The organism is Amycolatopsis acidiphila, from assembly GCF_021391495.1.
GTDB classification, from domain to species: domain Bacteria; phylum Actinomycetota; class Actinomycetes; order Mycobacteriales; family Pseudonocardiaceae; genus Amycolatopsis_E; species Amycolatopsis_E acidiphila.
The window spans coordinates 4,620,661-4,643,836 of the sequence record NZ_CP090063.1 but is presented as its reverse complement, the minus strand read 5'-3'; the positions used below and the strand labels follow the sequence as shown (position 1 = coordinate 4,643,836).

Here is a 23,176-nt window from a genome sequence, read left to right as displayed (position 1 = left end):
GGCCGGAGTGACCCGCTCGGCCGCTACGGCACTGCCGAGGAGGCCCGGTTCGGCGGGCCGGGCATCCGCGACATTTGTCGCGGATGCCCGGGACAGCAGGCACGGGCGGCCACGAAAGATCCGGCAACCACTTGCGGCCGTCGCGGCGGGCTGCACAGACTGGGGGGCGCCGGCCCGTGCCGTTCGGGGCAGGGAAGGCGCTGCACGAAGGGGTCCAGCGTGACGGGAGTGATGACGACGGACGCGGTCGGGGCGTGCCCCGGATGCGGCAGGTCGCCGGGCGAGGACGGCCGCCACCACCAGCGGCGGCTCGCGGCGATCGCGCGCGCCGCGTCGAGCGTGGCGGACGCGGCCTCACTGAGCGTGACGCTCGACGTGGTCGCCAGGGAGGTCATGCAGGCCACGCACATCGCGGCCGTCCAGATCCTGCGGGTCGAGCAGGGCAGCATGCGGGTCGCGGGCAAGGCCGGGTTCACCGACGCCGACGACTTCGCCGAACGGCTCGAGGAGTGCCGGCAGCTGGGTGCCCGGCTGGTTTTCGTGGAGGCCTTCGAGCGGACCGAGCGCATCGTCGTGCTGCACCGGAAGGCCGCGGTGCTCGCCGACCCCAGGTGGGCGCCGCTGCACGTGATCATGGGCGCGCCGGAGTGGGACAGCTTCGTCGCCGTCCCGCTCGTCGTGCGCGGGCGTGCGGTCGGCGTGCTCAACGCGTACTACTCGCCCGGTGAGGATCCCGGCGACGAGACCCTGGAGTTCCTCGACGCGATGGCCGACCAGGCCGCGACGGCGGTCGATTCCGCCGACCTGCTGGCGCGGTCGCGGCTGGAGGCGCAGCTGGAGGAGCGCGCGAGGCTGGCCCGCGAGCTGCACGATTCGGTGGTGCAGCAGGTGTTCTCGATGCGCATGCACGCGAAGGCACTGCGGGCCCAGGTCGGCGCGGCGACGCCGGAGCAGGTCCGCGGGGTCGCCGACGAGCTGCTGGGCCTCGCCCAGAACGCGCTCGCCGACCTGCGCGGGCTCGTCCTGCAACTGCATCCGCTGGAGCTGGCGGGGCGGGACCTCGTCGCCGCGGTGCGCACGCTGGCCGAGTCGGTGCAGGCCGCTTCGGGCGTGCGGATCGAGATCTCCGGCGGTGAGCTGCCGCCCCTGCCCACCGAGCTGCAGGACGACGCGTACCGGGTCGTGCAGGAGGCGCTGAACAACGTCGTCAAGCACGCACAGGCGACCTCGGCGGTCGTCACCCTCCGTGCCGGCGGCGGGCGGCTCATGGTGGAGGTGCGCGACGACGGGGTGGGCCTGGCCGGCGAACCGCGGCCGCAGGCGCTGGGGCTGGTGTCGATGCGGGAGCGAGCACAACGATGGAGTGGAACCATGGAGATCGGCAACACCACCGGCGGCTGCCGGGTCAGCGTCCGGATGACGATGCCGGCGGACGGCCGCCGGTGACCGCGATGACGACGGGGCGGGACCAGATCGGCGTGATGGTGGTCGACGACCACGCCGTGGTGCGGCGCGGGCTGGCCGTCTACCTGGAGAGCGCCGAGGGGATCGAGGTGGTCGCCGAGGCCGCCGACGGGCAGGACGCGCTGGCCGGCCTGGCCCGGATGGCGGCGCAGGGGCAGTTGCCGCAGGTCGTGCTGATGGACGTGCTCATGCCGCGGCTGGACGGGATCTCGGCGCTGGGCATGCTGGCCGAGAAGTACCCCGGCGTGCGGGTCGTGGTGCTGACCAGCTTCGGCGAGACCGAGCGGGTGCACGCGGCGCTGCAGGCCGGGGCGGCGGGCTACCTGCTCAAGGACGCGGACCCGGACGAGGTGGCGGCGGCGATCCGGGCGGCCGCGCGGGGCGAGGTGCACCTGGACCCCGCGGTGGCGGGCAGGCTGGCCCGGCAGCTGGTGTCGCCGCCGATGGGACTGGCCGCGCTGACCGCCCGCGAGCGCACCATCCTCACGCTCGTGGGGCGCGGCCTGTCGAACCGGCAGATCGCGACGGAGCTGTCGATCAGCGAGCGGACGGCGCGCACGCACGTGAGCCACGTGCTGACGAAGCTGCAGCTGCCGTCCCGCACGCAGGCGGCGTTGTTCGCGATCCGCGAGGGGCTGATCGACGCCCCGAGCTGACGGCCGGTCGCCCGGCCGCGCTGTCCGAAGTGGACCGAGCGGTGCGGGCGCCGCCACCGATCCCACGGGCTGGTGCACCGGAACCGTGCGCCGCGGCCGCGACGGATGTTGCGTCCCGCTGCTCCCGCCGGCGTAGCGCGGCCGGTTCCCTTCCGCCCTACGAAATCCGACCTCCCCCGGCGTGCCGCGACGGCACCCTGGTGAGCCACGTCGGCGGTGGACAGCGGGAGGACCCATGAGAAGGACCCGATGGTTCGCGCTCCTGCTCGTGGCGATCGCGAGCGTCGCAGCCTGTGGCGGCCCGGGTGCCTCCGGCGGCAGCGCCGCGTCCGTGGGGCCGCCCCAGCGCGGCGGCGAGCTCACCGTGCTGGAGGACGGTGCGTTCGCGGGCGGCTGGCCCTCCGGCCTCGACCCGGCCACCAACACCACCGGCGGCGCGAACATCTCCCAGATGAGCGCGGTCTACGGGGGTCTGTTCCTGGTCACGGCGAACGACGACGGCTCGGGCGCGAAGGCCGAGCCCAACCAGGCCGAGAGCTACCAGGTGCTCGACGGCGGCCGCACGGTGAAGATCACGATCCGGGACGGCGTCAGGTTCTCCGACGGCACCCCGATGGACGCCGAGGCGGTCGCGTTCAACTTCCGCCGCGACGTCACCTCGACCTGCACCTGCGCGCCGACCTGGCGGCTGGCCCAGGACGGGATCAGCGTCGAGGGTCCGCGCACAGTGGTGCTGCACTTCATCCAGCCCAACGCGACGGCGATCAACGCCTTCCCGATCTCCAACGTCAACTGGATCGTCTCGCCCGCCGCGCTGCAGCGGCTCGGCCCGGACCAGTTCAAGATCAACCCGGTCGGCGCGGGCCCGTTCAAGGTCGTCTCCGACCGGCTCAGCTCCGAGCTGGTCCTCGAGCGCAACCCGGGCTACTTCAAGGCCGGGCTGCCCTACCTGGACAAGCTGACGTTCAAGTCGATCGGCGGGGACCAGCCCGCCTACCAGGCGCTGCAGGCCGGCCAGGCGCAGGCGTACGAGGGCCTGAGCACGGTGCCGCTGCTGGAGCAGGCCCAGGCGAACTCGCGGCTCACCGTCACCGTCCAGCCGCCGACCTCGCCCTACGTCGTGCAGCTGAACACGAAGACCGCGCCGTTCGACAACGAGCTCGCCCGCCAGGCGATCTACTACGCGACCGACTTCGAGGCGATCTCGCGGGGGCTGTTCAAGGGGAAGTACCCGGTCAGCCAGATGTTCACCGCCGGCGGCGGGCTCTTCCACCACGCGGTCGTGCCGGGCTACCGGACCTTCGACCTGGCGAAGGCCAAGCAGCTGGTGCAGCAGCTGGGCGGGCTGACCGTCAAGCTGGGCACGCTGGGCAGCTACGTGGCCCAGCAGGTGGTGACCGCGTTGCAGACGCAGTGGAAGGCCGCGGGCATCGATGTCACCATCGAGACCTACCAGCTGTCCAGTTTGGTCCAGCAGTTCAACTCCGGCAGCTGGCAGGCGATGCTGCAGACCGCGGGGGCGTGGGACCCGGCGTCGGGGGTCGGGGTGGCGTTCCGGTTCGCGTCGACCTCGCCGTTCAGCGGGGTGTCCGACCCGCACCTCGACGACCTGCTCAACCAGGCCTCGGCCACGATCGACCCCGGGCAGCGGGACGCGCTGTACCTGCAGGCGGGACAGTACATCAGCGACAAGGCCTACGCGCCCTTCGGACTCGGGTTCGCCCCGGCCAACCTCGCGGTCAAGGGCGTGTCCGGCCCGGGCCTGACCACGAAGATCCCGCCGCTGGTGGTCGACACCGGCGTGCTGTGGGACCAGGTCTGGCGCGGCAAGTGACGCCCGGCAGTGTCGGTGGGCCCGCCTAGACTTCGCGCTCATGACCGACGTGGACGAGCAGGGCCGCCCGGAACCACCCCTCGCGGCCGGTGAGGTCGAGACGCTGCTGGGATTCCTGGACTTCCTGCGCGCGACCTTCGAGTGGAAGTGCGCGGGGCTGGACGCGGCCGGCCTCCGGGCGACCGTCGGCGTCTCGACGATGACGCTCGGCGGCATGCTCAAGCATCTCGCCTACGTCGAGGACCACTGGTTCTCGCGGTGGCTGCACGGACACGGCCCGCGCCCGCCGTGGTCCACTGTGGACTGGGACGCCGACCCGGACTGGGAGTGGCACTCGGCTGCCGGGGACACCCCGGAGCAGCTGCGCGTGCTCTGGCGCGACACCGTGGCGCGCTCGCGGGCACAGGTCGCCGACGCGCTGGCCGACGGCGGGCCCGGCAGGCTCGCCCGGCGCACCTGGGCCGACGGCAGGGCGCCCAGCCTGCGCTGGATGCTGTGCCACCTGATCGAGGAGTACGCGCGGCACAACGGTCACGCCGACCTCATCCGCGAGGCGGTGGATGGGCTCACCGGGGAGTAGGCACCGGCACCGCGTCGGCGAGCTGGTGCGCGGCGCGCAGGACGTCGTCCTCGCCGGTCCAGCGCCCGAGCGTCAGGCGCAGCGCCGACGTGGCCCGCGAAGCCGGCAGCCCCATCGCGGTGAGCACCGGCGAGGGCCGCACGTCGCCCTCGTGACAGGCCGAGCCGGTGGACGTGGCCACCTCCGGCACGGCGGCCAGCAACTCGGCCGCCGGCACGCCCTCGACGCTGACGTTGAGCGTGTTGGGCAGCCGCAGCCCGGGATGCCCGTTGAGCCGGACCCGGCCGGGCAGCCGCTGCCGCAGGGTGCTGTGCAGCAGCTCGCGCAGCACCTGGAGCCGGGTGCGCTCGGCCGCGCTGACGTCGCAGAGCTCGGCGGCCCGCCCGAGCGCCGCGATGAGCGCGACGTTCTCGGTCCCCGCGCGCAGGCCGCGTTCCTGCCCGCCGCCGTACGTCGACGGTTCGAGGCCGAGCCCGGCGCGGAGGTACAGCGCGCCGACACCCTTCGGTGCGTAGAACTTGTGGCCGGTGATCGACAGCAGGTCGACACCGAGGTCCCGCACGGAGACCGGGATCTTCCCGGCGGTCTGCGCGGCGTCGGTGTGGAACAGCGCGCCGGCCTCGTGCGCGATCGCCGCGAGCTCGCGGACCGGCTGGATCGTGCCGGTCTCGTTGTTGGCGTGCATGACCGACACCAGCACCGTGCCGGGGGTCAGCGCGGCCCGCAGGTCCGCCGGGCGCACGAGGCCGGTCTCGTCGACCGGCAGCCGGGTGACCCGGAAGCCGTGCAGCCGTTCGAGGCTCTCGCACACCGCGAGGACGGCCGGGTGCTCGGTGACCTGGGTGATGACGTGGTCGCCGGGGTGCGCGAGCGCGGCGCCGCGGACGGCGAGGGTGTCGGCGTCGGAACCGCCGCCGGTGAACACGATCTCCTCCGCCGCGCAGCCGAGGAACGCGGCCACCTGCGCCCGCGCGGCCACGACGGCGGCACTGGCGGCGTGGCCGTAGGCGTGCCCGCTGGAGGGGTTGCCGAAGTGGGTGGCGAGGTAGGGCAGGGCGGCTTCGGCGACGCGGGGGTCGACGGGGGTGGTCGCGTTGTGGTCCAGGTAGACCGGACCCCCGGCCAGTCCACTCGGGACGGTCACGGGCAGCTCCTCACTACTCGGGCAGAGGCACTCCGGTCTCCGGGAAACCGACCGTACGACCATCCCGGACGCCCGGCAACACACCCGGCCCGCTCGGGCGGTTTCAGCGGCGCCGGAGCCGGGCGTGCTCGATCGACGGCGGGGTGGCCGCGTAGTTGTCCGCGGGGTCCAGGTCCGTGCCGGGCGGGACGATCTCGTCGATCCGGTCGAGCAGGTCGTCCGGCAGCCTGGTGCCCGCGCCGGCCAGCAGCCCGTCGAGCTGGTCCTGGGTGCGCGGGCCGATCAGCACGGCGGTCACGGCGGGGTGCGCCAGCACGAACGCCGTCGCGAGCTGCGGCAGCGTCATGCCCGCTTCCCCCGCGAGCGCGGCGAGCTTGCCCGCCGCGCTCGCCTTCGCCTGGCCGGTGGGCGTCGAGGAGTCGTAGGCGGCCGGGCGCCGCGTCGCCCGGTGCGCGGTGTGCGGGTCCGCCCGCCCGGACAGCCACCCGCCGTTGAGCGGGCCGAACGTCAGCGCACCGAGGCCGTGGCGCCGCACGGCCGGGAACACCGCCGCCTCCGGCTTGCGGGTGAAGATCGAGTACATGCACTGCGCCGTGGACCGGGCCGCGGCCCTGCAGCCCGGCTCGACGTCGTACTACGCGCGCACCCGCTCGGCCCTGCTGGAGCTGGCGATCGCGCGGATCGCGGAGCTGGACGACCCCGAGGCCGCGCCGCCGGGGGAGAGCGGCCGGCTCGCCGGCTACCTGGCCCGGTTCCTGCACACGACGATGACGAAGGGTCGCTCCCAGCTCATCGCGCGCTACGAGTTCGCGCTCGAGGCGACCCGCCGCCCCGAGCTGCGGGAGATCTACGACCGCTCGGGCCTGCGCTTCCGCGAGACGTGCGCGGCCCTGCTCGCGGACGCCGGGTCGGCCGACCCGCCCCGGCACGCCCGGATGCTCATCGCCTGGTGCGACGGCATCCTGTTCGACTCGGTGGCGGGTGCGGGTGCGGCCCGGCGGCCCGGTCTCAAGGAGCTGGAGCGCAGTACCCGGGAGTTCCTGGCGGCGCTGACGCCCTGACCGGGGGCTGAAGGAGCTGAGGCCCTGGCCCGGCGGTGTCGCCCACCTCGGGGATGCCGCGGGCGGGCCGCGATTGAAGGAGCTGGAGCGCGGCACCGGGGGAGTTCCTGGCGGCGCTGACGCCTGACCCGGGCCCGGTCTGAAGGAGCTGGAGCGCAGTACCCGGGAGCTCCTCACCGCGCTGACGCCCTGACCCGGCGGCCCGGCGTGAAGGAGCTGACACCCTGGCCCGGCGGTGTCGCCCACCTCGGGCATGCCGCGGACGGGCCGCGGTTGAAAGCGCTTTCTGAAACCGCACGCCAACCGAATCTGAATCGGTTTCATCCAGCTGGGGAAACGCACCGAGGGGGACGGCGCGGGGAGCGGGTAAATCACCGCGAAAGCGCTTTCCGGAAAATTCCCGGTAACCGTTTCGCTGCCCGTCCCGCCGGCGGCCGTCCCGCCGACCGCCCACATCGCGGGACCGGCGGTTACCCAGTGGCGTGTTCGCTGAGGTCAGAACACTGTGGAGTGTCGGCGCAGCGCGAAAAGGGGGGCCGCGAGCGGTCGGGTGCTCACGGTGCGCAATGATCATCGCTGACAGGATGACAGTCGAACGGTCGGTGACCCTTGGCGCGAAACGGTGTGCCGTCCCGGAACGGGGAACGGCGGATGTCTGCCGCACGGCCGGTGCCGGAATCGTTCGAGTCACTTTTTTCCTTGTCGACAAAGAGCTTGACAAGGGTGATTCACTACAGCCCCGTAGTGGGTTCGCCGGAAGCGGTTCCAGTCTCTCGTGGAGCGTCGTGAAGAACAAACAGCAGTCAGGTGACGAGCGCCACAAGTCGATCCGAAAGCGGCTGACGGGAACCGTCCTCATTCCCAGTATCGCACTGCTGGTGATGTGGATCGCGGTCTCCGCGTACTTCGTCGTGGACGGCATCTACGTCCGCACCGTGGCCTCGAGCGTGCAGGACGTGTCGATCCCGGCCGTCACCGCACTCGGTGCCCTGCAACAGGAACGGCAGCTGAGCCTGGTCTACCTCGAGGGCTCCTCGGTCGGCCTGCCCGAGCTGCAGAACCAGCAGCAGGCGATCGACCGGAACCTCACGAGCCTGCGCTCGGCGATGGACTCGGTGCTCGGGATGGTGCCCGACGAGATCGCCCAGCGGATGCGCAACCTCGAGTCCAGCCTGGACCAGCTGCAGGTCATCCGGGCGCAGATCGACCTGCGCTCGGCGACCAAGCCGCAGGTCAACGACTTCTACAACCACCTCATCGACACCTCGGCCGAGCTGTTCGACGCCCAGGCCCGGATGGTGCCGGACGTGACCGCGACCCAGGGCGCGATCGGCGCGACCGAGATCTTCCGCGCCTCGGACCAGATGTCGCGCGCGGCCTCGCTGGTCTCCAGCGCCTTCGCGACCGGCGTGCTCACCCCCGCCGACCACCTGCAGTTCGCGCAGCTCGTCGGGTCCTACCGCACGGCGCTGGCGAAGCTCGCCCCGTTCATGGAGCCCGAGGTCGCCACCCGCTACCAGCAGCTCGTCGCGAGCGACGTCTGGACCCGCCTCGCGCAGGACGAGGACGCGATCATCACCCACGGCCCCGGCGCCTTCCGGCAGAACGCCGGCGGCCTGCCGGTGCGCGAGAGCGACTGGCGCGACCTGTCCGGGCAGGTCTCCACCGGCCTGGTCGGGCTGACCATCGACCAGGCCGACCGGGTCTCCACCCAGGCTCTCGCCGACGGCAACGCCAACCTGCGCAACGCGATCCTCGGCAGTGTGGCCGCGCTGCTGGCCGCGGTCGCGTCGATCTACGTCGCCGTGCGGGTGTCGCGGACACTGGTCGACCGCACCCTGGTCACCCGGCTGGAACGGCTGCGGGACGACTCGCTCGAACTGGCCCAGACGCGGCTGCCGAGCATCGTCGGGCGGCTCAAGGTCGGCGAGTCGGTGGACGTCAACGCCGAGCTGCCGCGGCTCGACCACGGCCGGGACGAGATCGGGCAGGTGGCCGAGGCGTTCAACATGGCGCAGCTGACGGCGGTCTCGGCCGCGGCGAGCGAGGCGAAGGCCCGCAGCGGCGTGAACAACGTGTTCCTCGGCATCGCGCACCGCAACCAGGGCCTGGTGCACCGGCAGCTGCAGATCCTCGACCGGATGGAGAGCCAGGAGGAGAACGCCGGCCAGCTCAAGGGACTGTTCCAGCTCGACCACCTCGCCACCCGCGCCCGCCGCACGACGGAGAACCTGATCATCCTCGGCGGCAAGCAGCCGGGCAGGCGCTGGCGCAAGCCGGTGTGGCTGATGGACGTGCTGCGCGCGGCGGTCTCGGAGACCGAGCACTTCGCCCGCGTAGAGGTCGAGACGGTGCCGCAGGTCGCGATCATCGGCTCCGCCGTCGCCGACGCGATCCACCTCGTCGCGGAGCTGGTCGACAACGCGACCACGTTCTCCCCGCCGGGGTCGCAGGTGCACATGACCAGCACCCGGGTCGCGCGCGGCGTCGTCGTCGACGTGGCCGACCAGGGGCTGGGCATGAAGGACGAGGTCCGCGAGTGGGCGAACCGGATGATGTCCGAGCCGCCCGAGTTCGACGCGATGGCGCTCAAGGCGGACGCGAGCCTGGGCCTGTTCGTGGTGGCGCGACTGGCTTCCCGGCTCAATATCAAGGTCATGTTCGACACGTCCCGCTACGGCGGTACCCGCGCTACCGTGCTGATTCCGACGGAACTGCTGGCGACGGGAGACGAGGTGGCCGACAGCGCCGACTCCGAGTTCCGCGGTGCGGCCCAGCTCGCCGCCCTCGACGAGCAGGCCGAGCCGCGGAACCCCGCGCCCGTGCGGGAACGGCGGGAGCCGCCCTCGCCGGAGCCGCGGCGTCCCGCGCCCGTCGTGCCCGAGCCCGAACCGCCGCAGCGCGAAGAGCCGATCCGTGCACGCACCGTGCTGCCGCAGGAGCCCGAGGCCCGCCCGGAGCCCGCGGAGCGGAAGGAACGGGCGCCGCTGCCGCAGCGCGAGCCGCAGCAGAACCTCGTCGCCCAGCTTCGCGACGACCCGGAATGGGAGGCGACCGACTACCAGGAGCTCGCCCCCCGGACCCTCGGCACGATCTCGGCGTTCCACCGCGGCACCCGCCGGGGACGGGACGCGGACGGGCCGGACCAGCGTCCTGGCAACCACTGAGTGAGAGGGAAGTCGGATCTCAGCGATGAACGAGAACGAAGGCGCCAAGATCGACCTGAACTGGCTGCTCGACGACATGGTGGACCGCGTCGTCGGGGCCCAGCACGCCGTCGTGCTGAGCGCGGACGGGTTGCTGATGGGCAAGTCCGGCACACTGTCCAAGGACGACTCGGACCAGCTGTCGGCGATCGCGTCGAGCCTGCAGAGCCTCGCGAAGGGCGCCAGCAGGCACTTCTCCCGCGGCCCCGTGCTGCAGACCCTCATCGAGATGGCCGAGGGGTACCTGTTCGTCTCCGCGGCCGGGCAGGGCACCTGCCTGGCGATCCTCGCCGAGGGCAGCGTCGACGTCGAGATGATCGCGTACGAGATGAACCGGCTCGTCAAGCGGGTCGGCGACTACATGACCTCGGCCCCCCGCGAGACCGTGAGGTCCGGACCGGAGCGCAGGTGATGGCCGAGGAGGAGTGGTACGACGAGGCGGCAGGACCGCTCGTCCGGCCGTACGCGATCACCCGCGGCCGCATCCCGACCGACGCCGCGATGGACGTGGCCACCCAGGTGATGGCCATCCGCGACACCCAGGACCCGGTCGGGCTCGCCCCCGAACACCTGGCGATCCTCGAGCTGTGCCAGCGGCCGCTGTCGGTGGCCGAGATCGCCGCGTACGTCAAGGTGCCCCTCGCGGTGGTGCGGGTGCTGTGCACCGACCTCGTCGAGCGCGGGGACGTCATCGTCCGGTCGCCGTCGCAGCCGACGAAGGCGCCCGATCGTCAACTACTTCAGGCGGTGCTCCATGGACTCAACCAGCTCTAGCGGCCGCACGTCGGGTGCCGTGATCCCGACCCCCGTCAAGATCGTCGTCGCCGGCGGGTTCGGCGCGGGGAAGACCACGATGGTCGCCTCGGTGAGCGAGATCGTGCCACTGTCCACCGAGGAGGTGATGACGCAGGCGAGCGACGGGATCGACGACCTGACCGGGGTCGAGCGCAAGACCACCACCACCGTCGCGCTGGACTTCGGGCGCATCACCATCTCGCCGCACACCGTGCTGTACCTGTTCGGCACCCCGGGCCAGGACCGGTTCTGGTTCATGTGGGACGAGCTGGCGCGCGGCGCGATCGGCACCGTCGTGCTCGTCGACACCCGGCGGCTCAACAGCAGCTTCGCGGCGATCGACTTCTTCGAGCGGCGCAAGATCCCGTTCATCGTCGCGGTCAACCGCTTCGACGGCGCGGACGACTACGAGGAGCCGGAGATCCGCCGCGCGCTCGCGCTCGCGCCGGGGGTGCCGGTGATGTTCTTCGACGCGCGCCAGCGCGAGTCGAGCAAGCTCGCGCTGATCCGGCTCGTCCGGTACGCGATGGACAAGCTGCCGCCCGAGCCCGCACAGCTGGTCGGCGCGGGCGGCTGACGCGGGTGGGCCGCCACCCCGCGGGCCGGGGTGGCGGGCGCATTCAGCGGACCTGCGCCATCTTCAGGTTGAAGTGCCGCAGCAACGGCGGCGCGTCGACGACCCGGTACGCCGGCACCGTCTCGGGGTTCTTCGCGATCCCGGCGAGGACGTCGGCCACGTACTCCAGGTGCGCCTGGGTGTAGGTGCGGCGCGGGATCGCGACCCGGACCAGCTCGAACGGCGCCGGCTCGACCAGGTTGTGCTCGGCGTCGAACGTGCCGAGGTAGAGCGAACCCAGCTCCACGCACCGGATCCCGCCCGCTAGGTAGAGCTGGCAGGCCAGCGCGTGCCCGGGGAACCCGCGCGGCGGGATGTGCGGCAGGAGCCGTCCCGCGTTGAGGTAGAGCGCGTGGATCCCGGCCGGCTGCACGATGTCGACGCCGGCCTCGTTGACCAGCCGCGCCAGGTGCGCGGTCTCCGCCGCACGCGAGCGCAGGTAGTCCGGTTCGAGCACCTCCCGCAGCCCCTGGGCGACGCGTTCGAGGTCGTGGCTCGCGAGCCCGCCGTAGGTGCGGAAGCCCTCGGTGGCGATCAGGTTGACCTCGCACCGTTTCGCCAGCTCCGGGTCGCGCAGGCCGATGAACGCGCCCATCGGGGAGATGGCGTCCTTCTTCAGGCTCGCCACGCAGCCGTCCGCGAGGGCGAAGGCCTGCTGCGCGACCTCTCGCGGGCTCTGGTGGCGGTACCCGGGCTCGCGTTGGGTGACCAGCCACGCGTTCTCGGCGAACCGGGCTGCGTCGAGGAAGAACGGCACGCGAAAGCGGTGGCACAGCTCGCGAACGGCGTGCAGGTTGGCCATCGACACCGGCTGCCCGCCGCCGCCGTTGTTGGTGATCGTGACGAGGACCTGGCCCACCCGCGGGCCGTCCGGCCCGCTGAGCGTGCGCTCCAGCTCGCCGAGGTGGATGTTCCCCTTGAACGGCTCCTGGCTGTCGAGGTCACGGGCCTCGGCGCACGGCAGGTCCCTCGCTTCGCAGCCGAGCAGCTCCACGTTGGCGCGGGTGGTGTCGAAGTGCGTGTTGGACAGCGAGATCCGGCCCGGTTCCAGCGCCGAGGAGAACAGCACGCGTTCCGCCGCCCGGCCCTGGTGCACCGGGAAGATGTGCGGATAGGCCGTCAGCTCGTCGAGCGCGGCCCGGAACCGGTAGTAGGAGTCGGATCCGGCGTAGGAGCGGTCGGCGCCCGCCGCGGCGGCCTCCTGCGCCGCCGACACTGCGCCGGTGCCCGAGTCGGTCAGCAGGTCGATCGTGACCTTGCCTGCCGGCACGTCGAACATGTTGTAGGCAGCGGCCGAAAGCGCTTCCTCGCGCTCGGCGCGGGTCGTGACCGGGATCTCCTTGACGACCTGGATCCGGTACGGCGGAAAGGATTTCATGCTGCCCTCTTTCGTGCTCACGGGGTCATCGCCGAGTCGACGGCACCGGTGCCGAGGACCGTATCGGCCCGCTCGCGCGGCGGGCACACACCGTAGGCTTCCGAGGACAGGTAGACCGTGGTACCGGCGCCGAACGGGCCCAGCCGCAGGGACACGTGCGCCAGCAGGCCGACCCCGGCGCGCAGCGGCCGTCTCGCCACCGCGGCGAGCGCACCGTCCAGCCGGTCGGGGCCGATCCCGTGCGCGGCAAGGAAAGTCGCGACCCGCTCGCGAGCCACCTCGTCGTCGGGCACGTAGTCGCGCACCGGCAGGTACAGGCTGTAGGTGCCCGGCCCCGCCGGTTCGGCCTCGACGAACGAGTAGCTCGACACCAGTGGCCGCCCGGTGAACCGGGTCGTGCCACCGCCCACCACCTCGCAGAACTCGCGTATCCGCAAGGGATCGGCGCCCTCCACCGCCGCGGCGGCGCGCTCGGCGTCGGCCGGCCCCGCGTTCTCGTGGGAGATGTACAGCTTCACCCGGGAGAGCGGGCTGTCGTCGAGGTCGACGGCGAAGAACGACAACTGGTCCCGCGGGCCGCGGGTCAGCGCGTGCCTGCGCGCGATCTCGTACGCGTCGCCCAGGCCCAGGCGGCGCAGGCCCTCGGCGACGAGCGCGGGCGCGCGGTGTCTCCCCTGTACCCCGGGGTTGAAGTACGCCTTGAGCCGTGGCCGTTCGCGTGGGCGCAGGATGACGGAGAACCAGACCGCGAACCTTCCCCGCGGCTGTTCGGGCAGGAACAGGTCGGCCACCGCGGCGAACCGCTCGACGGGAAACCGGAAGCGCTTGCCCGCCGCTTGCAGAAAGCGCTTTCCAGCGGCGATATCGGGGCTGTGCCCAGGGTTTTCCCCGCCTGCCTCGCCGAGCAGGCGCACCGCGAGGGCGCCGTCGTCGTCGAAGGCGACGGAGAACTCCACGGGCGTGCCGTCGTCGGCCACATCGGAGGGGTACCGCGGCCGCTCGCGCAGCGGCAAGCGCCCGGCTGGACCGAGGAGATCCTCGAGCAGTAACACCGGATTCTGGTCGGTGGCTTCGAATCCGGCCACGTCACAGAGGCTCCGCAACTGTTTTCGGGCATGGTCGAACAACGTCACATCGGCGGCGTTCACACTGGCTCCGGCACTCGAACGAAGGCGGAAACGGTTGCCCTCTGGGAAGTCGTTGGCAAACCATCAATCAACGTAACCCAAGATCGGACAAACGGCATTACGCTGAGAGAGTGATCACCAGGAGTGTGCGGTGACGCTGTGAGACGCCCGGGGGCCGCACTCGCATTTCCTTACCCCTTGGGAAGTCCGCCGTTCCGTGCCGCCGGGGGCAGCAGCTGCTCGTCTGCCGCGGCCCAGCGCAGCGGGTCGGGCCCGAGCGCGACCAGCTGCGCGACCTGCTCGGCGCACCATGGCGAGACGGCGCGGCGGCCGGTGCGCACGTCGTCGGCGAACCCGGGCCAGTCCACCCACTCGTAACTGTCCACTTCGGACGGATCCGGCACCGGCTCGGCGCTGGTGCGGGCGCGGAACACCGGGCACATCTCGTTCTCCACGAGACCGCCGGGCATCACCGCGCGGTAGCGGAAGCGCGGCAGCACGAGCGTGACGTCGGACACGTCCACCCCCAGCTCCTGGCGGATCCGGCGCCCCACGCCCGACACCATGTCCTCGCCGGGAGCCGGATGCCCGCAGCAGCTGTTGGTGAGCAGGCCGGGAAACGTCTTCTTCGTCCGCGCCCGGGTGGTCAGCAGCAGTCTGCCGTCCGCGCCGAACAGGTAGCAGGAGAAGGCCAGGTGCAACGGGGTCCGCGTGTGATGGACCTCGGCCTTGTCCAGCACGCCTTTCGCCTCACCCGACTCCGTCAGCAGGACGACCTGTTCCATCCGACTCCGTCCACTTCCCACCGTCGCTACCCGACCCGGTCAGTCATCCTATGCCGTGCCGGGCGCCGCCGGGCGGTGATCCGGCTCGCGGTCCACCCAACCGGTGAGCAGGTGCTGCTGGGCGAGCGTCCAGACGTTGCCGACCAGGTAGTACACCAGCAGCGGAAGGTCGCGAGCCCGGCCAGCAGCATCAGCGGCAGGCCCACCGCGATCGGGCTGCCGGCTGACTCCGTGGGATCGAGCAGGGATCGGGCAGGCGGGAGCGGCTGCCGTGCTCGAACGGAGAGGTCAGGCGGCCAGGCCGCCCGTGGACGGAGCTCGTGGCCGGGCGCGGCCCGGGGCGCCCTGGTCGCGGAACCGGACGCAGTCGACGAGTTCGGCGCGCTCGCGCAGGCGGACCGCGTGCACGTGGGCCGGTGCGGCGGCGGCCTCGAGCCGGACGCAGATCCCGGCCGTGGCGAGTGCGGCCGGCGCGGTCGCCAGCTCGGCGGGCCCGGCGCCGGTGACGGCGGGCAGTGCGAGGAAGAGGGCGGGCAGCACCACCGCGAGCGCGAACTTCAGCCGCACCCCGAGGTCACCGCTCACCGCCACGGCGCCGGCCCTGCCGCTCGCTCAGTCGTCCGCGCCGCCTTCGAAGTGGACGAGCAGCCGGCGCAGGTCCTCGTTCAGGCGGCGCTGCGCGGCCGGCGCCAGCCCCGAGAGAAGCTTCGTCTCGGTGTCGGTCTTGGTGTCGAAGACCTCGCGCGCCCGCCGCAGGCCGGTCTCGGTCAGGCTCACCAGGATCTGCCTGCGGTCCCGCGGGTCGACGTCGCGGCGCACCCAGCCCTTGCGCTCGAGCCCGGCGACACGCTTGGTGACCCCGCCCGAGGTCACCCGCATCGTGTCGAGCAGGGCCCCGGCCGAGAGCCGGTAGGGCGGGCCGGCCCGCTTGAGCGCGCCGAGCAGCTCGAGCTCCCACAGCTCGATCCCGAACGCCGACAGCTCGCGGCGCAGCTCGGTCTCCAGGCGGTGCGCCACCCGGCGCAGCCGGAAGCTCAGGGACTTGGCCGTGAACTCGTCCTCGGTGCGCGTGGTGATCTGTTCCATCAGCACGTCGACCCGGTCGCGCCGTTCGGGACCCGCCATCGCAGGTATCCTTACACCAGTCGTTTTCTTACTGGTCTCGAATCTACTGTGGATGACGTGGTGAACTCAACCGGAAACGCCGCGGGAGAAGCGGACCCGCGCCGCTGGCGCGCGTTGTGGATCTGCCTCGTGGCGGGCTTCATGACGCTGCTCGACGTGAGCATCGTCAACGTGGCGCTGCCGTCGATGGAGCACGGCATCGGCGCCACCCCGGCGGACGTGTCGTGGGTGGTCTCCGGCTACGCGCTGACCTTCGGGCTCGCGCTGGTCCCGGCCGGGCGCCTCGGCGACGACTACGGGCGCCGGAAGATGTTCCTGCTGGGCCTGCTGCTGTTCGTCGCGACGAGCGCGCTGTGCGGGGCGGCGCAGAACGCGACCTGGCTCGTGGTCGCGCGGCTGTGCCAGGGCATCGCGGGCGGCCTGCTCAACCCGCAGGTCATCGGCATGATCCAGCAGCTGTTCTCGGGCCGGGAACGCGGTCGCGCCTTCGGCCTGTTCGGCGCCACCGTGGGGCTCTCCACCGCGGTCGGCCCGGTGCTGGGTGGCCTGCTCATCCAGGGACTGGGCATCGACGAGGGCTGGCGTTACGTCTTCTACGTCAACCTCCCGATCGGCCTGCTCGCCATCGTCTTCGGCGCCCGGCTGCTGCCGCGCGACACCCGCACCGGGCCGCGGCGCGCCCCGGACCTGCTCGGCACGCTGCTGCTCGGCCTCGCCGTCGTCTCGGTGATGCTGCCGCTCGTCGAAGCCGAGGAGGCGACCTCGGCACCGCGGTGGTGGCTGATGGGGGTCGGCGCGGTGCTGCTCGTGGTGTTCGTGCTGTGGGAGCGCCGGGCCCGCCACCCCCTGGTCAACCTGCGGCTGCTGACCGTGCGCAGCTACGCCATGGGCGCGCTGCTCGGGCTGGTGTACTTCGCCGGGTTCACCGGGATCTTCCTGGTCACGACGTTGTTCTTCCAGCAGGGGCTGGGCTATTCGCCGCTGGAGGCAGGCGCGGCGACGCTGGCGTTCGCGATCGGCTCGGCGATCTCCCCGGCCATCGGCGGCCGGATCGTGCACCGTTTCGGCAGGCCGATGGTGGTGCTGGGCATCCTGCTGGTCGTCGTCGGCCTCGGGGTGACGGCCTGGCTGGTGGGGGAGTACACCGGCGCGAACGCGGCGCTGGTGCTCGGCGGCCCGCTGTTCGTGGCGGGGTTCGGCAGCGGGCTGGTGATCGCGCCCAACCAGACGCTGTCGCTGGAGGAGGTGCCGCCCGCGGAGGGGGGTACCGCGGCCGGGGTGCTGCAGACCGCGCAGCGGGTCGGCGCCGCGATCGGCACCGCACTGGGCGGCTCGCTGTTCTTCGCGCAGCTGGCCCGGTCCCACGGCGACTACCACTCCTCCGCCGCGCACGGGCTGATCGGCTCGGTCGCCCTCGTGACGCTCGCGCTGGTCGTCGGCGTCGGCGACATCGCACTCTCGGCGCGGCGCCGCCGTCGCAAGGCCCCGGCCGCCCCGGCCGCCCCAGTGGTCCGGGGCACGGTGACCGGCGCGCCCGCGACCTTGACGCTGACCTCGCTGCGGACGAACCGGGCGCAGCGGGTCACCACGGACGCGGACGGGCGGTTCGAGCTGCCCGCGGAGCCGGGCCCGTACCTGCTGCTCGCGGCCGCGCGCGGCCAGGACACCCTGGCGCGGGAGCTGCGGGTGGGCGACGCGGCGGTGACGGCGGACTTCGCGTTCCCGCGGGTCGCCCGGCTGTCCGGGGTCGTGGAGGCCGCGGGCGGCCCGGTCGCCCGGGCCAGCGTCGCGCTGCTGGACGCGGGCGGTGAGGTGGCGCAGGTGGCGGTCACCGACGAGCGCGGCCACTACCGCATCGACGGCCTGCGTCCCGGCGAGTACACCGTGGTCACGACCGGATACGCGCCCACGGCGAGCCCGGTCCGCGTCGAGGGCCGGCGCACCCGGCACGACCCGCTGCTGGTTCTGCCGGCTGCCCAGCCGGAACGCGGCCACACCGCCCGCGCGCGGCCGTAGCGGCCGCCGGTTCCCCGGCACGCCCGCCGATCGAACGGGAACGGGACCAATACCGGGCGGCGCGGGCTCCGAACACCCGGTATGACGACGACTTCCCCAGCACCTTCCCCGGCCCGGCTCGGCGTGCTCGCTTCGGCCGCGTGCGGTGTGCTGGCATTGCTCGCCGCACTGGCCGCGGGCCATCTGGTGGCGGGGTTCATCAGCGTCAACGCCTCGCCGTACCTGGCCGTCGGCAACGGGGCGATCGACCTGACGCCGGTGTCGCTCAAGGACTTCGCGGTCCGCACGTTCGGCACGCACGACAAGCTGGTGCTGCTGTCCGGGATGGCGGTGGCGCTGGTCGTGCTCGCCGCGCTGGCCGGGGTCGCGTCGCGGCGCTCGCCGTGGCCCGGCACGGTCGTGATCGCGGTGTTCGGGCTCGTCGGGCTGGTCGCGGTGTACCAGCGGCCGGACCTCGGGGCGGTGGCGCTGCTGGCACCGCTGGTCAGTCTCCTCGCCGGGGTCGCCGTCTTCCGGCTGCTGCACCGCGCGGCACGCCGGGGCAGGGCGCCGGTCGCCTCGCGGCGCGCGTTCCTGCTCACCGGGATCGGCGTGCTGGCGGGGTCGGCGATCGCGGGAGCGGGCGGGCAGCTGCTCGGCTCGACGAGGGACGCTGCGGCGTCGCGGCGTGCGGTCGGGCGTCTCGTGCCCGCGCGGACAGCGCCCGCGATCCCGGCGGACGCCGACTTCGCGAAGCTCGGCACGCCGCCTTTCCTCACCCCGAACCCGGAGTTCTACCGGGTGGACACGGCCTTGAGCGTGCCGCAGGTGCGCGCCGAGGACTGGAGCCTGCGCCTGCACGGCATGGTGGACCGGGAGAAACGGTACGGCTACGAGGAAATCCGGAACCGGCCGCTCGTCGAGCGCACGATCACGATGACGTGTGTGTCCAATGAGGTCGGTGGGCCCTACGTCTCCACGGCGAACTTCGTCGGCGTGGACCTGGCCGAGCTGTTGCGGGAGGCCGGTGTCCGCCCCGGCGCCGAACAGCTGTTCTCGACCAGTGTGGACGGTTGGACCTCCGGCACCCCCGTGGCCACCGCGCTCGATCCTGCCCGGGGCGCGATGCTCGCGCTCGGCATGAACGGCGAGCCGCTGCCCGTGGAGCACGGTTTTCCCGCCCGCCTGGTCGTTCCCGGCCTCTACGGCTACGTGTCGGCGACGAAGTGGGTCACCGACCTGGAGGTGACGACGTGGCGTGCGCGGCAGGCGTACTGGCTCAAGCGCGGCTGGGGCGAACAGGCGCCGATCAAGACCGAGTCGCGTATCGACACGCCCAAGGGGTTCGCCACGGTCACCGCCGGCACGGTGCGCGTCGCGGGGATCGCCTGGGCGCAGCACACCGGGATCGCCAAGGTCGAGGTGCGCGTGGACAACGGCCCGTGGCAACCGACGACGTTGTCCACAAAGGTCAACGACGACACCTGGCGGATGTGGTGGGCCGAGGTGGGGGTACCGGCCGGAACGCACCAGATCTCGTGTCGTGCCACGGACAACAGCGGCTACACGCAGACCGGGGACCGGGCCGGGACGGTGCCCGACGGCGCGACCGGCCGGCCCACCGTCACATTCACCGCGAAATGAGCCAATCCGCCGCGCGGTCGGCACCGAATACCCGATGACAGCAGGAAAATCTGGAATGGAGTGGTTTTCGTGAAGACTGTTCGGATCGCCGGTGCCGGGTTCGCCGCCGTGGCCGCCCTGTCGCTGGCCGCGTGTGGTGGCGGTAGCAGTGACAGCGCCTCGAGCGGAGGCAGCAGCAGCGCGCAGATGCCGCCGAGCTCAATGCCCGCGCCTGCCTCGGCAGCCATGGGCACCGGGGTGACCACGAACTCCGACGTGTTCGGCCCGGCGTGCGGCCAGCTGCCGCAGGGGAGTGCGCCGGGGAGCCTGGACTCGATGGGCCCGCAGCCGGTGGCGAGCGCCGCGTCGACGAACCCGTTGCTGACCAAGCTCGTCGCGGCCGTGAAGGCGACGAACCTCGTGGACACGCTCAACAGCCAGCAGGCGATCACCGTGTTCGCTCCGGCGGACAGCGCCTTCAACGCCCTCGGTGACGCGAAGTTCACCCAGCTGGCGCAGAACCCGTCGCAGCTGGCGCCGATCCTGCAGTACCACGTGCTGCCGCAGCGCTACGACGCCAAGGGTCTCGAGGCGGCGGGCACCGTGCAGACGCTGAACACCGACGGCGGCCCGGTCAAGATCTCCGGTTCGGGCGACGACATGACCGTCAACGGGGCGAAGGTCCTGTGCGGCAACATTCCGACGAAGAACGCGACCGTGTTCGTGATCGACACCGTGCTGACCCCGGGCACCAACAAGTGACATCGCCCCACCCGGCCCGGCGCCTTGTGCGCCGGGCCGGCCGCGCGAGTGGCCGCACTGGAATCCTCACCCGGATTCCGGGTGCCATGGCGCCCCGGCAGGGCCACACTGAGCAGATGGACACACCTGCCAAACGCCGGGCGGAACTGGGCCCGGCCCGCGTGCTCGGCATCGCGGCGCTGGCTTCGGGCATCCTGGCCGCCGCCGTCAACGCCGACGCGTGGTGGTTCCTGCTCGGGGTCATCGCCGCCGGGTTCCTGTTCGTCGCGTCGGAGGAATGACCGCGACCCGGGATCCCGGCGGCGCAGCGGCGCTCAGGCGACGGTCGCGTCCACGGTGACCGGGATGTTGCCGCGGGTCGCGTTGGAGTAGGGGCAGATCGCGTGCGCGCCTTCGGCCAGCTTGTCGGCCGTCGCCTGGTCGACGCCGGTCAGCTCCACGTGCAGCGCGGTGCTCAGGGTGAACCCGCCCTGGCCGTTGGGATGCACGCTCACCTCGGCGACGACGGCCGAGTCGGCGACCGCGACCTTCTGTTGGGCCGCGACGGCCTTGAGCGCCGAGTGGAAGCACGACGCCCAGCCCGCGGCGAACAGCTGCTCCGGGTTCGTCGCGCCGCCGGGCCCGCCCATCTCGCGCGGAATGGCCAGCGTCACGTCGAGAAGCCCGTCGTCCGTGGCGGCGCGGCCTCCCGCGCGCCCATCGCCGGTGGAAGTGGCGATGCCCGTGTACAGCGTGTCGGTCATGGTGGTCCCTCTAGGTAGACGAACTAGTACGTCTACAAGGTAGCATCGATCGTCGGGGCGCGACAGCAGGCCGCTAGCCTGGAGCGGCGGGGAAGGAGGACCGATGGTGCGGGCACAGGCCGAGACGGGGCAGCGCCCTTCGCCGGTGCGCGAGCGCATCCTCGCGGCCGCCGACGCGCTGTTCTACGCCGAGGGGATCCGGGCCGTCAGTGCCGACCGGATCATCGCCGAGGCCCAGGTCAGCAAGGTGACCTTCTACCGGCACTTCCCGGCGAAGGACGATCTCGTGCTGGCCTACCTGCAGGGCCGCGCGGAGTGGGAGCGCAGCGTCGTCGAGCAGGCGCGCGCCGCCCGTCCCGGGGATCCGGCGGCCGCGCTGACCCTGCTCGCGGAGGCGATCGCGGAAACCAGCTGTGCGGCGGGATTCCGCGGTTGTCCCTTCATCAACGCCGCCGCCGAGTACGCCGACCCCGGGCACCCGGTCCGGCGGACGGTCGCGGCGCACCGGGCCTGGTTCGCCGGCCTGCTCACCGAGTTGCTCGCCGAGCTCGGGGTCGCCGCCCCGGCGCCCGCGGTCGAGCACCTGATGATGCTGCGCGACGGTGCGATGGTCGGCGGCTACCTGGGGACCGTGACGCAGGCGCGGTCGCGTTCACTCGTCGCGGCCGGGCGGGCCGTCGTCCAGGCGGCGCTGCGCGGCTGACCGCGTCAGGTGTGCTCGAGCTCGGCGATCGCCGCGGCACGGCTGTGGTGGATCGGCAGGCGCGCGGCGGCGCCGGTCACGTCGAGGCAGCGCTGGACAGCGCCCTTGCCGACCACGAGCGCGAGCGGAACGCCGGCGTCGGCGAGGCGTTCGCGCAGGCTGACCAGGAAACGGGCGGCCGTGGCCGCGCAGAAGTCGACCCGCGAGAGGTCCAGCAGCACGCCGACGCTGTCGCGGGAGATGCCCCCGGTCGCGGCCTCGAGCTCGCCCACGGTGGCGAGGTCGAGTTCGCCGACGACCACGACCTGCGCGAGCGAGGCGCGGTCACGGGTGACGGTCACCGTCACACCGGGCGTGTCCAGCGGCGGCGGCCACCGGTTCGCGTCGGGTTCGGGGAAGAAGGGCAAGGAGAGGCTCCGGTCATCGAGGGTGTCGCTCGGACGGGGTCGGCGCGGATGGACGCTGCCAGGTCCGGGTTTCGAGCGAAGTACGACGACCAGTTGACTAGAGCCGTCCCTGCCGACGGTACGGAGAAATCCGCGGCGGGGCAAGACGGCCTGGCGCTTCACAGCGGCTGCCGGGGCCGGCGCGACGGTGGCGGCGGGCGACGGCCCTGACTGTCCACTTCGGACGCGGTGGTCGCTTCGCCCCCGCTGATGGCCGCCATAGGCGAGGCCGATAGCGCAGCGGGAAGTCTCGCCCCCGCCGCGGACTTGTACCGCGACAGGCGAGCAACGACTCGCCGGGCGGGCAGACCGCCTGGATTCGACGGACGGTGGGAAGAGATGTCGGAACTGTCAGGGACCTCGGCGCTGGTGACCGGCGGCACGAGCGGGATCGGCCGGGCGACGGCGGTCGCGCTCGCCCGCGCCGGTGCGCACGTGGCGCTGTCGGGACGCAACGCCGAGCGCGGCGAGCAGGCCGTCAAGGAGATCGTGGCGGCGGGCGGGCAGGCGGAGTTCCTGCCCGGCGACCTGCGGGACGAGGCCTCCGCGCGGGCGCTCGCGCAGCGGGCCACCGAACGGCTCGGCCAGGTCGACGTGCTGGTCAACAACGCGGGGCTGTTCCCCTTCGGCCCCACCGAGCACACCACCGAAGCCGACTTCGACGCGGTGTTCGAGGTCAACGTCAAGGTGCCGTACTTCCTGGTGGCCGCGCTCGCGTCGGCGATGGCCGGGCGCGGGCACGGGGCGATCGTGAACGTGACCACGATGGTCGCCGAGTTCGGCGCCGCGGGGATGGGGCTGTACGGGTCGAGCAAGGCCGCGCTCGGGCTGCTGACCAAGTCGTGGGCCGCCGAGTACGGTCCGCGCGGGGTGCGGGTGAACGCCGTCAGCCCCGGGCCGACGCGCACCGAGGGCACCGCGGTCATGGGCGAGGCGCTCGACCAGCTCGCCGCGGCGGGCCCGGCGGGCAGGCCCGCGTCCCCGGAGGAGATCGCCGAGGTGATCACGTTCCTCGCGGCCGGGCGGGCGAGCTTCGTCCACGGCGCGATCGTCCCCGTCGACGGCGGCCGGATCGCGGTGTGACGCCTGGCCCTCCGGGCCCGTCCGCATGGGCGGGCCCGGAGGGGCGTGCT

24 protein-coding genes are annotated in these 23,176 nt (G+C 72.5%); 15 read left to right on the top strand and 9 right to left on the bottom strand.

Annotated features, from left to right (window positions below):
* The first annotated feature begins 219 nt into the window (after nucleotides 1–219).
* The 4 genes from LWP59_RS22655 (at nucleotide 220) to LWP59_RS22640 (ending at nucleotide 4,534) form a co-directional block, all read left to right on the top strand.
* Complete coding sequence (locus LWP59_RS22655) at nucleotides 220–1,446, top strand: GAF domain-containing sensor histidine kinase (RefSeq protein ID WP_229857199.1); 1,227 nt, start codon at nucleotides 220–222, stop codon at nucleotides 1,444–1,446.
* A gap of 5 nt (nucleotides 1,447–1,451) precedes the next feature.
* On the top strand, nucleotides 1,452–2,120 hold the full coding sequence (locus LWP59_RS22650; RefSeq protein WP_144642654.1) for a response regulator: 669 nt from the start codon (nucleotides 1,452–1,454) through the stop codon (nucleotides 2,118–2,120).
* A gap of 235 nt (nucleotides 2,121–2,355) precedes the next feature.
* The gene (locus LWP59_RS22645; RefSeq protein ID WP_144642653.1) at nucleotides 2,356–3,954 is read left to right on the top strand and encodes an ABC transporter substrate-binding protein; all 1,599 of its coding nucleotides are present in this window, start codon (nucleotides 2,356–2,358) and stop codon (nucleotides 3,952–3,954) included.
* A gap of 40 nt (nucleotides 3,955–3,994) precedes the next feature.
* A complete protein-coding gene (locus tag LWP59_RS22640; RefSeq protein WP_144642652.1) occupies nucleotides 3,995–4,534 on the top strand; it encodes a DinB family protein in 540 nt (179 codons plus the stop codon).
* On the opposite strand, the gene LWP59_RS22635 is transcribed toward LWP59_RS22640, so the two are convergent.
* A complete protein-coding gene (locus LWP59_RS22635; protein WP_144642651.1) occupies nucleotides 4,521–5,678 on the bottom strand; it encodes a cysteine desulfurase family protein in 1,158 nt (385 codons plus the stop codon). The two genes, LWP59_RS22640 and LWP59_RS22635, sit on opposite strands and share 14 nt — an antisense overlap.
* Nucleotides 5,679–5,781: 103 nt before the next feature.
* Nucleotides 5,782–6,261: an aldo/keto reductase gene (locus LWP59_RS22630; RefSeq protein WP_144642650.1), complete on the bottom strand. Its 480-nt coding sequence runs from the start codon at nucleotides 6,259–6,261 to the stop codon at nucleotides 5,782–5,784.
* On the opposite strand from LWP59_RS22630, the gene LWP59_RS22625 reads away from it, so the two are divergent.
* From LWP59_RS22625 to LWP59_RS22605, 5 genes are all read left to right on the top strand, one after another.
* Nucleotides 6,260–6,739 carry a TetR/AcrR family transcriptional regulator gene (locus LWP59_RS22625; RefSeq protein ID WP_144642649.1) on the top strand — a complete coding sequence of 160 codons (480 nt, stop codon included), beginning with the start codon at nucleotides 6,260–6,262 and terminating at the stop codon, nucleotides 6,737–6,739. The two genes, LWP59_RS22630 and LWP59_RS22625, sit on opposite strands and share 2 nt — an antisense overlap.
* A 785-nt stretch (nucleotides 6,740–7,524) precedes the next feature.
* On the top strand, nucleotides 7,525–9,906 hold the full coding sequence (locus LWP59_RS22620; RefSeq protein WP_267903805.1) for a sensor histidine kinase: 2,382 nt from the start codon (nucleotides 7,525–7,527) through the stop codon (nucleotides 9,904–9,906).
* A 25-nt stretch (nucleotides 9,907–9,931) separates the two neighbouring features.
* On the top strand, nucleotides 9,932–10,357 hold the full coding sequence (locus LWP59_RS22615; RefSeq protein ID WP_144642648.1) for a roadblock/LC7 domain-containing protein: 426 nt from the start codon (nucleotides 9,932–9,934) through the stop codon (nucleotides 10,355–10,357).
* Complete coding sequence (locus LWP59_RS22610) at nucleotides 10,357–10,719, top strand: DUF742 domain-containing protein (RefSeq protein ID WP_144642647.1); 363 nt, start codon at nucleotides 10,357–10,359, stop codon at nucleotides 10,717–10,719. The genes LWP59_RS22615 and LWP59_RS22610 overlap by 1 nt, the downstream gene beginning before the upstream one ends.
* Nucleotides 10,700–11,317 (top strand): GTP-binding protein, encoded by a 618-nt coding sequence (locus tag LWP59_RS22605; protein WP_144642646.1) that lies wholly within the window; start codon nucleotides 10,700–10,702, stop codon nucleotides 11,315–11,317. Before LWP59_RS22610 ends, LWP59_RS22605 begins: the two co-directional genes overlap by 20 nt.
* A gap of 43 nt (nucleotides 11,318–11,360) precedes the next feature.
* On the opposite strand, the gene LWP59_RS22600 is transcribed toward LWP59_RS22605, so the two are convergent.
* From LWP59_RS22600 to LWP59_RS22580, 5 genes are all read right to left on the bottom strand, one after another.
* Nucleotides 11,361–12,734, bottom strand: coding sequence for a tryptophanase (locus LWP59_RS22600; RefSeq protein WP_144642673.1), 1,374 nt, complete (start codon nucleotides 12,732–12,734; stop codon nucleotides 11,361–11,363).
* 17 nt (nucleotides 12,735–12,751) lie between these two features.
* Entirely contained in the window at nucleotides 12,752–13,867 is a 1,116-nt protein-coding gene (locus LWP59_RS22595) for a tryptophan dimethylallyltransferase family protein (protein WP_325062725.1), read from the bottom strand.
* Between the two features lie 185 nt (nucleotides 13,868–14,052).
* Nucleotides 14,053–14,646 (bottom strand): isopentenyl-diphosphate Delta-isomerase, encoded by a 594-nt coding sequence (idi, locus tag LWP59_RS22590; RefSeq protein WP_144642644.1) that lies wholly within the window; start codon nucleotides 14,644–14,646, stop codon nucleotides 14,053–14,055.
* Between the two features lie 288 nt (nucleotides 14,647–14,934).
* Nucleotides 14,935–15,237 (bottom strand): hypothetical protein, encoded by a 303-nt coding sequence (locus tag LWP59_RS22585; RefSeq protein WP_229857202.1) that lies wholly within the window; start codon nucleotides 15,235–15,237, stop codon nucleotides 14,935–14,937.
* Between the two features lie 21 nt (nucleotides 15,238–15,258).
* The gene (locus tag LWP59_RS22580) at nucleotides 15,259–15,771 is read right to left on the bottom strand and encodes a MarR family winged helix-turn-helix transcriptional regulator (RefSeq protein WP_144642643.1); all 513 of its coding nucleotides are present in this window, start codon (nucleotides 15,769–15,771) and stop codon (nucleotides 15,259–15,261) included.
* A gap of 57 nt (nucleotides 15,772–15,828) precedes the next feature.
* Here LWP59_RS22580 and LWP59_RS22575 point away from each other — a divergent pair, with 57 nt between their 5' ends.
* From LWP59_RS22575 to LWP59_RS22560, 4 genes are all read left to right on the top strand, one after another.
* On the top strand, nucleotides 15,829–17,787 hold the full coding sequence (locus LWP59_RS22575; RefSeq protein ID WP_229857204.1) for an MFS transporter: 1,959 nt from the start codon (nucleotides 15,829–15,831) through the stop codon (nucleotides 17,785–17,787).
* 81 nt (nucleotides 17,788–17,868) lie between these two features.
* Nucleotides 17,869–19,410: a molybdopterin-dependent oxidoreductase gene (locus LWP59_RS22570; RefSeq protein ID WP_186383411.1), complete on the top strand. Its 1,542-nt coding sequence runs from the start codon at nucleotides 17,869–17,871 to the stop codon at nucleotides 19,408–19,410.
* Between the two features lie 69 nt (nucleotides 19,411–19,479).
* Nucleotides 19,480–20,151, top strand: a complete 672-nt coding sequence (locus LWP59_RS22565) for a fasciclin domain-containing protein (protein ID WP_144642642.1) — start codon at nucleotides 19,480–19,482, stop codon at nucleotides 20,149–20,151.
* Nucleotides 20,152–20,267: 116 nt separating this feature from the next.
* A complete protein-coding gene (locus LWP59_RS22560; RefSeq protein ID WP_186383410.1) occupies nucleotides 20,268–20,432 on the top strand; it encodes a hypothetical protein in 165 nt (54 codons plus the stop codon).
* A 33-nt stretch (nucleotides 20,433–20,465) separates the two neighbouring features.
* On the opposite strand, the gene LWP59_RS22555 is transcribed toward LWP59_RS22560, so the two are convergent.
* The gene (locus tag LWP59_RS22555; protein ID WP_144642641.1) at nucleotides 20,466–20,894 is read right to left on the bottom strand and encodes an organic hydroperoxide resistance protein; all 429 of its coding nucleotides are present in this window, start codon (nucleotides 20,892–20,894) and stop codon (nucleotides 20,466–20,468) included.
* A gap of 103 nt (nucleotides 20,895–20,997) precedes the next feature.
* Between LWP59_RS22555 and LWP59_RS22550 the strand changes: the two genes are divergently transcribed.
* Entirely contained in the window at nucleotides 20,998–21,597 is a 600-nt protein-coding gene (locus LWP59_RS22550) for a TetR/AcrR family transcriptional regulator (RefSeq protein WP_144642640.1), read from the top strand.
* A gap of 5 nt (nucleotides 21,598–21,602) precedes the next feature.
* Here LWP59_RS22550 and LWP59_RS22545 read toward each other — a convergent pair whose 3' ends face one another.
* Nucleotides 21,603–22,004, bottom strand: coding sequence for an STAS domain-containing protein (locus LWP59_RS22545; protein WP_186383409.1), 402 nt, complete (start codon nucleotides 22,002–22,004; stop codon nucleotides 21,603–21,605).
* A gap of 378 nt (nucleotides 22,005–22,382) precedes the next feature.
* On the opposite strand from LWP59_RS22545, the gene LWP59_RS22540 reads away from it, so the two are divergent.
* Nucleotides 22,383–23,126, top strand: coding sequence for an SDR family NAD(P)-dependent oxidoreductase (locus tag LWP59_RS22540; RefSeq protein WP_144642638.1), 744 nt, complete (start codon nucleotides 22,383–22,385; stop codon nucleotides 23,124–23,126).
* Nucleotides 23,127–23,176: the final 50 nt, after the last annotated feature.

Excerpts from the sequence above, each read along its gene's own strand:
- LWP59_RS22625 (WP_144642649.1), top strand. The coding sequence starts at position 6,260 with ATGCACTGCGCCGTGGACCGGGCCGCGGCCCTGCAGCCCGGCTCGACG.
- LWP59_RS22570 (WP_186383411.1), top strand. The coding sequence starts at position 17,869 with ATGACGACGACTTCCCCAGCACCTTCCCCGGCCCGGCTCGGCGTGCTC.
- LWP59_RS22605 (WP_144642646.1), top strand. The coding sequence starts at position 10,700 with ATGGACTCAACCAGCTCTAGCGGCCGCACGTCGGGTGCCGTGATCCCG.
- LWP59_RS22640 (WP_144642652.1), top strand. The coding sequence starts at position 3,995 with ATGACCGACGTGGACGAGCAGGGCCGCCCGGAACCACCCCTCGCGGCC.
- LWP59_RS22560 (WP_186383410.1), top strand. The coding sequence starts at position 20,268 with ATGGACACACCTGCCAAACGCCGGGCGGAACTGGGCCCGGCCCGCGTG.
- LWP59_RS22645 (WP_144642653.1), top strand. The coding sequence starts at position 2,356 with ATGAGAAGGACCCGATGGTTCGCGCTCCTGCTCGTGGCGATCGCGAGC.
- LWP59_RS22550 (WP_144642640.1), top strand. The coding sequence starts at position 20,998 with ATGGTGCGGGCACAGGCCGAGACGGGGCAGCGCCCTTCGCCGGTGCGC.
- LWP59_RS22540 (WP_144642638.1), top strand. The coding sequence starts at position 22,383 with ATGTCGGAACTGTCAGGGACCTCGGCGCTGGTGACCGGCGGCACGAGC.
- LWP59_RS22630 (WP_144642650.1), bottom strand. The coding sequence starts at position 6,261 with ATGTACTCGATCTTCACCCGCAAGCCGGAGGCGGCGGTGTTCCCGGCC.
- LWP59_RS22650 (WP_144642654.1), top strand. The coding sequence starts at position 1,452 with ATGACGACGGGGCGGGACCAGATCGGCGTGATGGTGGTCGACGACCAC.
- LWP59_RS22610 (WP_144642647.1), top strand. The coding sequence starts at position 10,357 with ATGGCCGAGGAGGAGTGGTACGACGAGGCGGCAGGACCGCTCGTCCGG.
- LWP59_RS22615 (WP_144642648.1), top strand. The coding sequence starts at position 9,932 with ATGAACGAGAACGAAGGCGCCAAGATCGACCTGAACTGGCTGCTCGAC.
- idi (WP_144642644.1), bottom strand. The coding sequence starts at position 14,646 with ATGGAACAGGTCGTCCTGCTGACGGAGTCGGGTGAGGCGAAAGGCGTG.
- LWP59_RS22600 (WP_144642673.1), bottom strand. The coding sequence starts at position 12,734 with ATGAAATCCTTTCCGCCGTACCGGATCCAGGTCGTCAAGGAGATCCCG.
- LWP59_RS22580 (WP_144642643.1), bottom strand. The coding sequence starts at position 15,771 with ATGGCGGGTCCCGAACGGCGCGACCGGGTCGACGTGCTGATGGAACAG.
- LWP59_RS22555 (WP_144642641.1), bottom strand. The coding sequence starts at position 20,894 with ATGACCGACACGCTGTACACGGGCATCGCCACTTCCACCGGCGATGGG.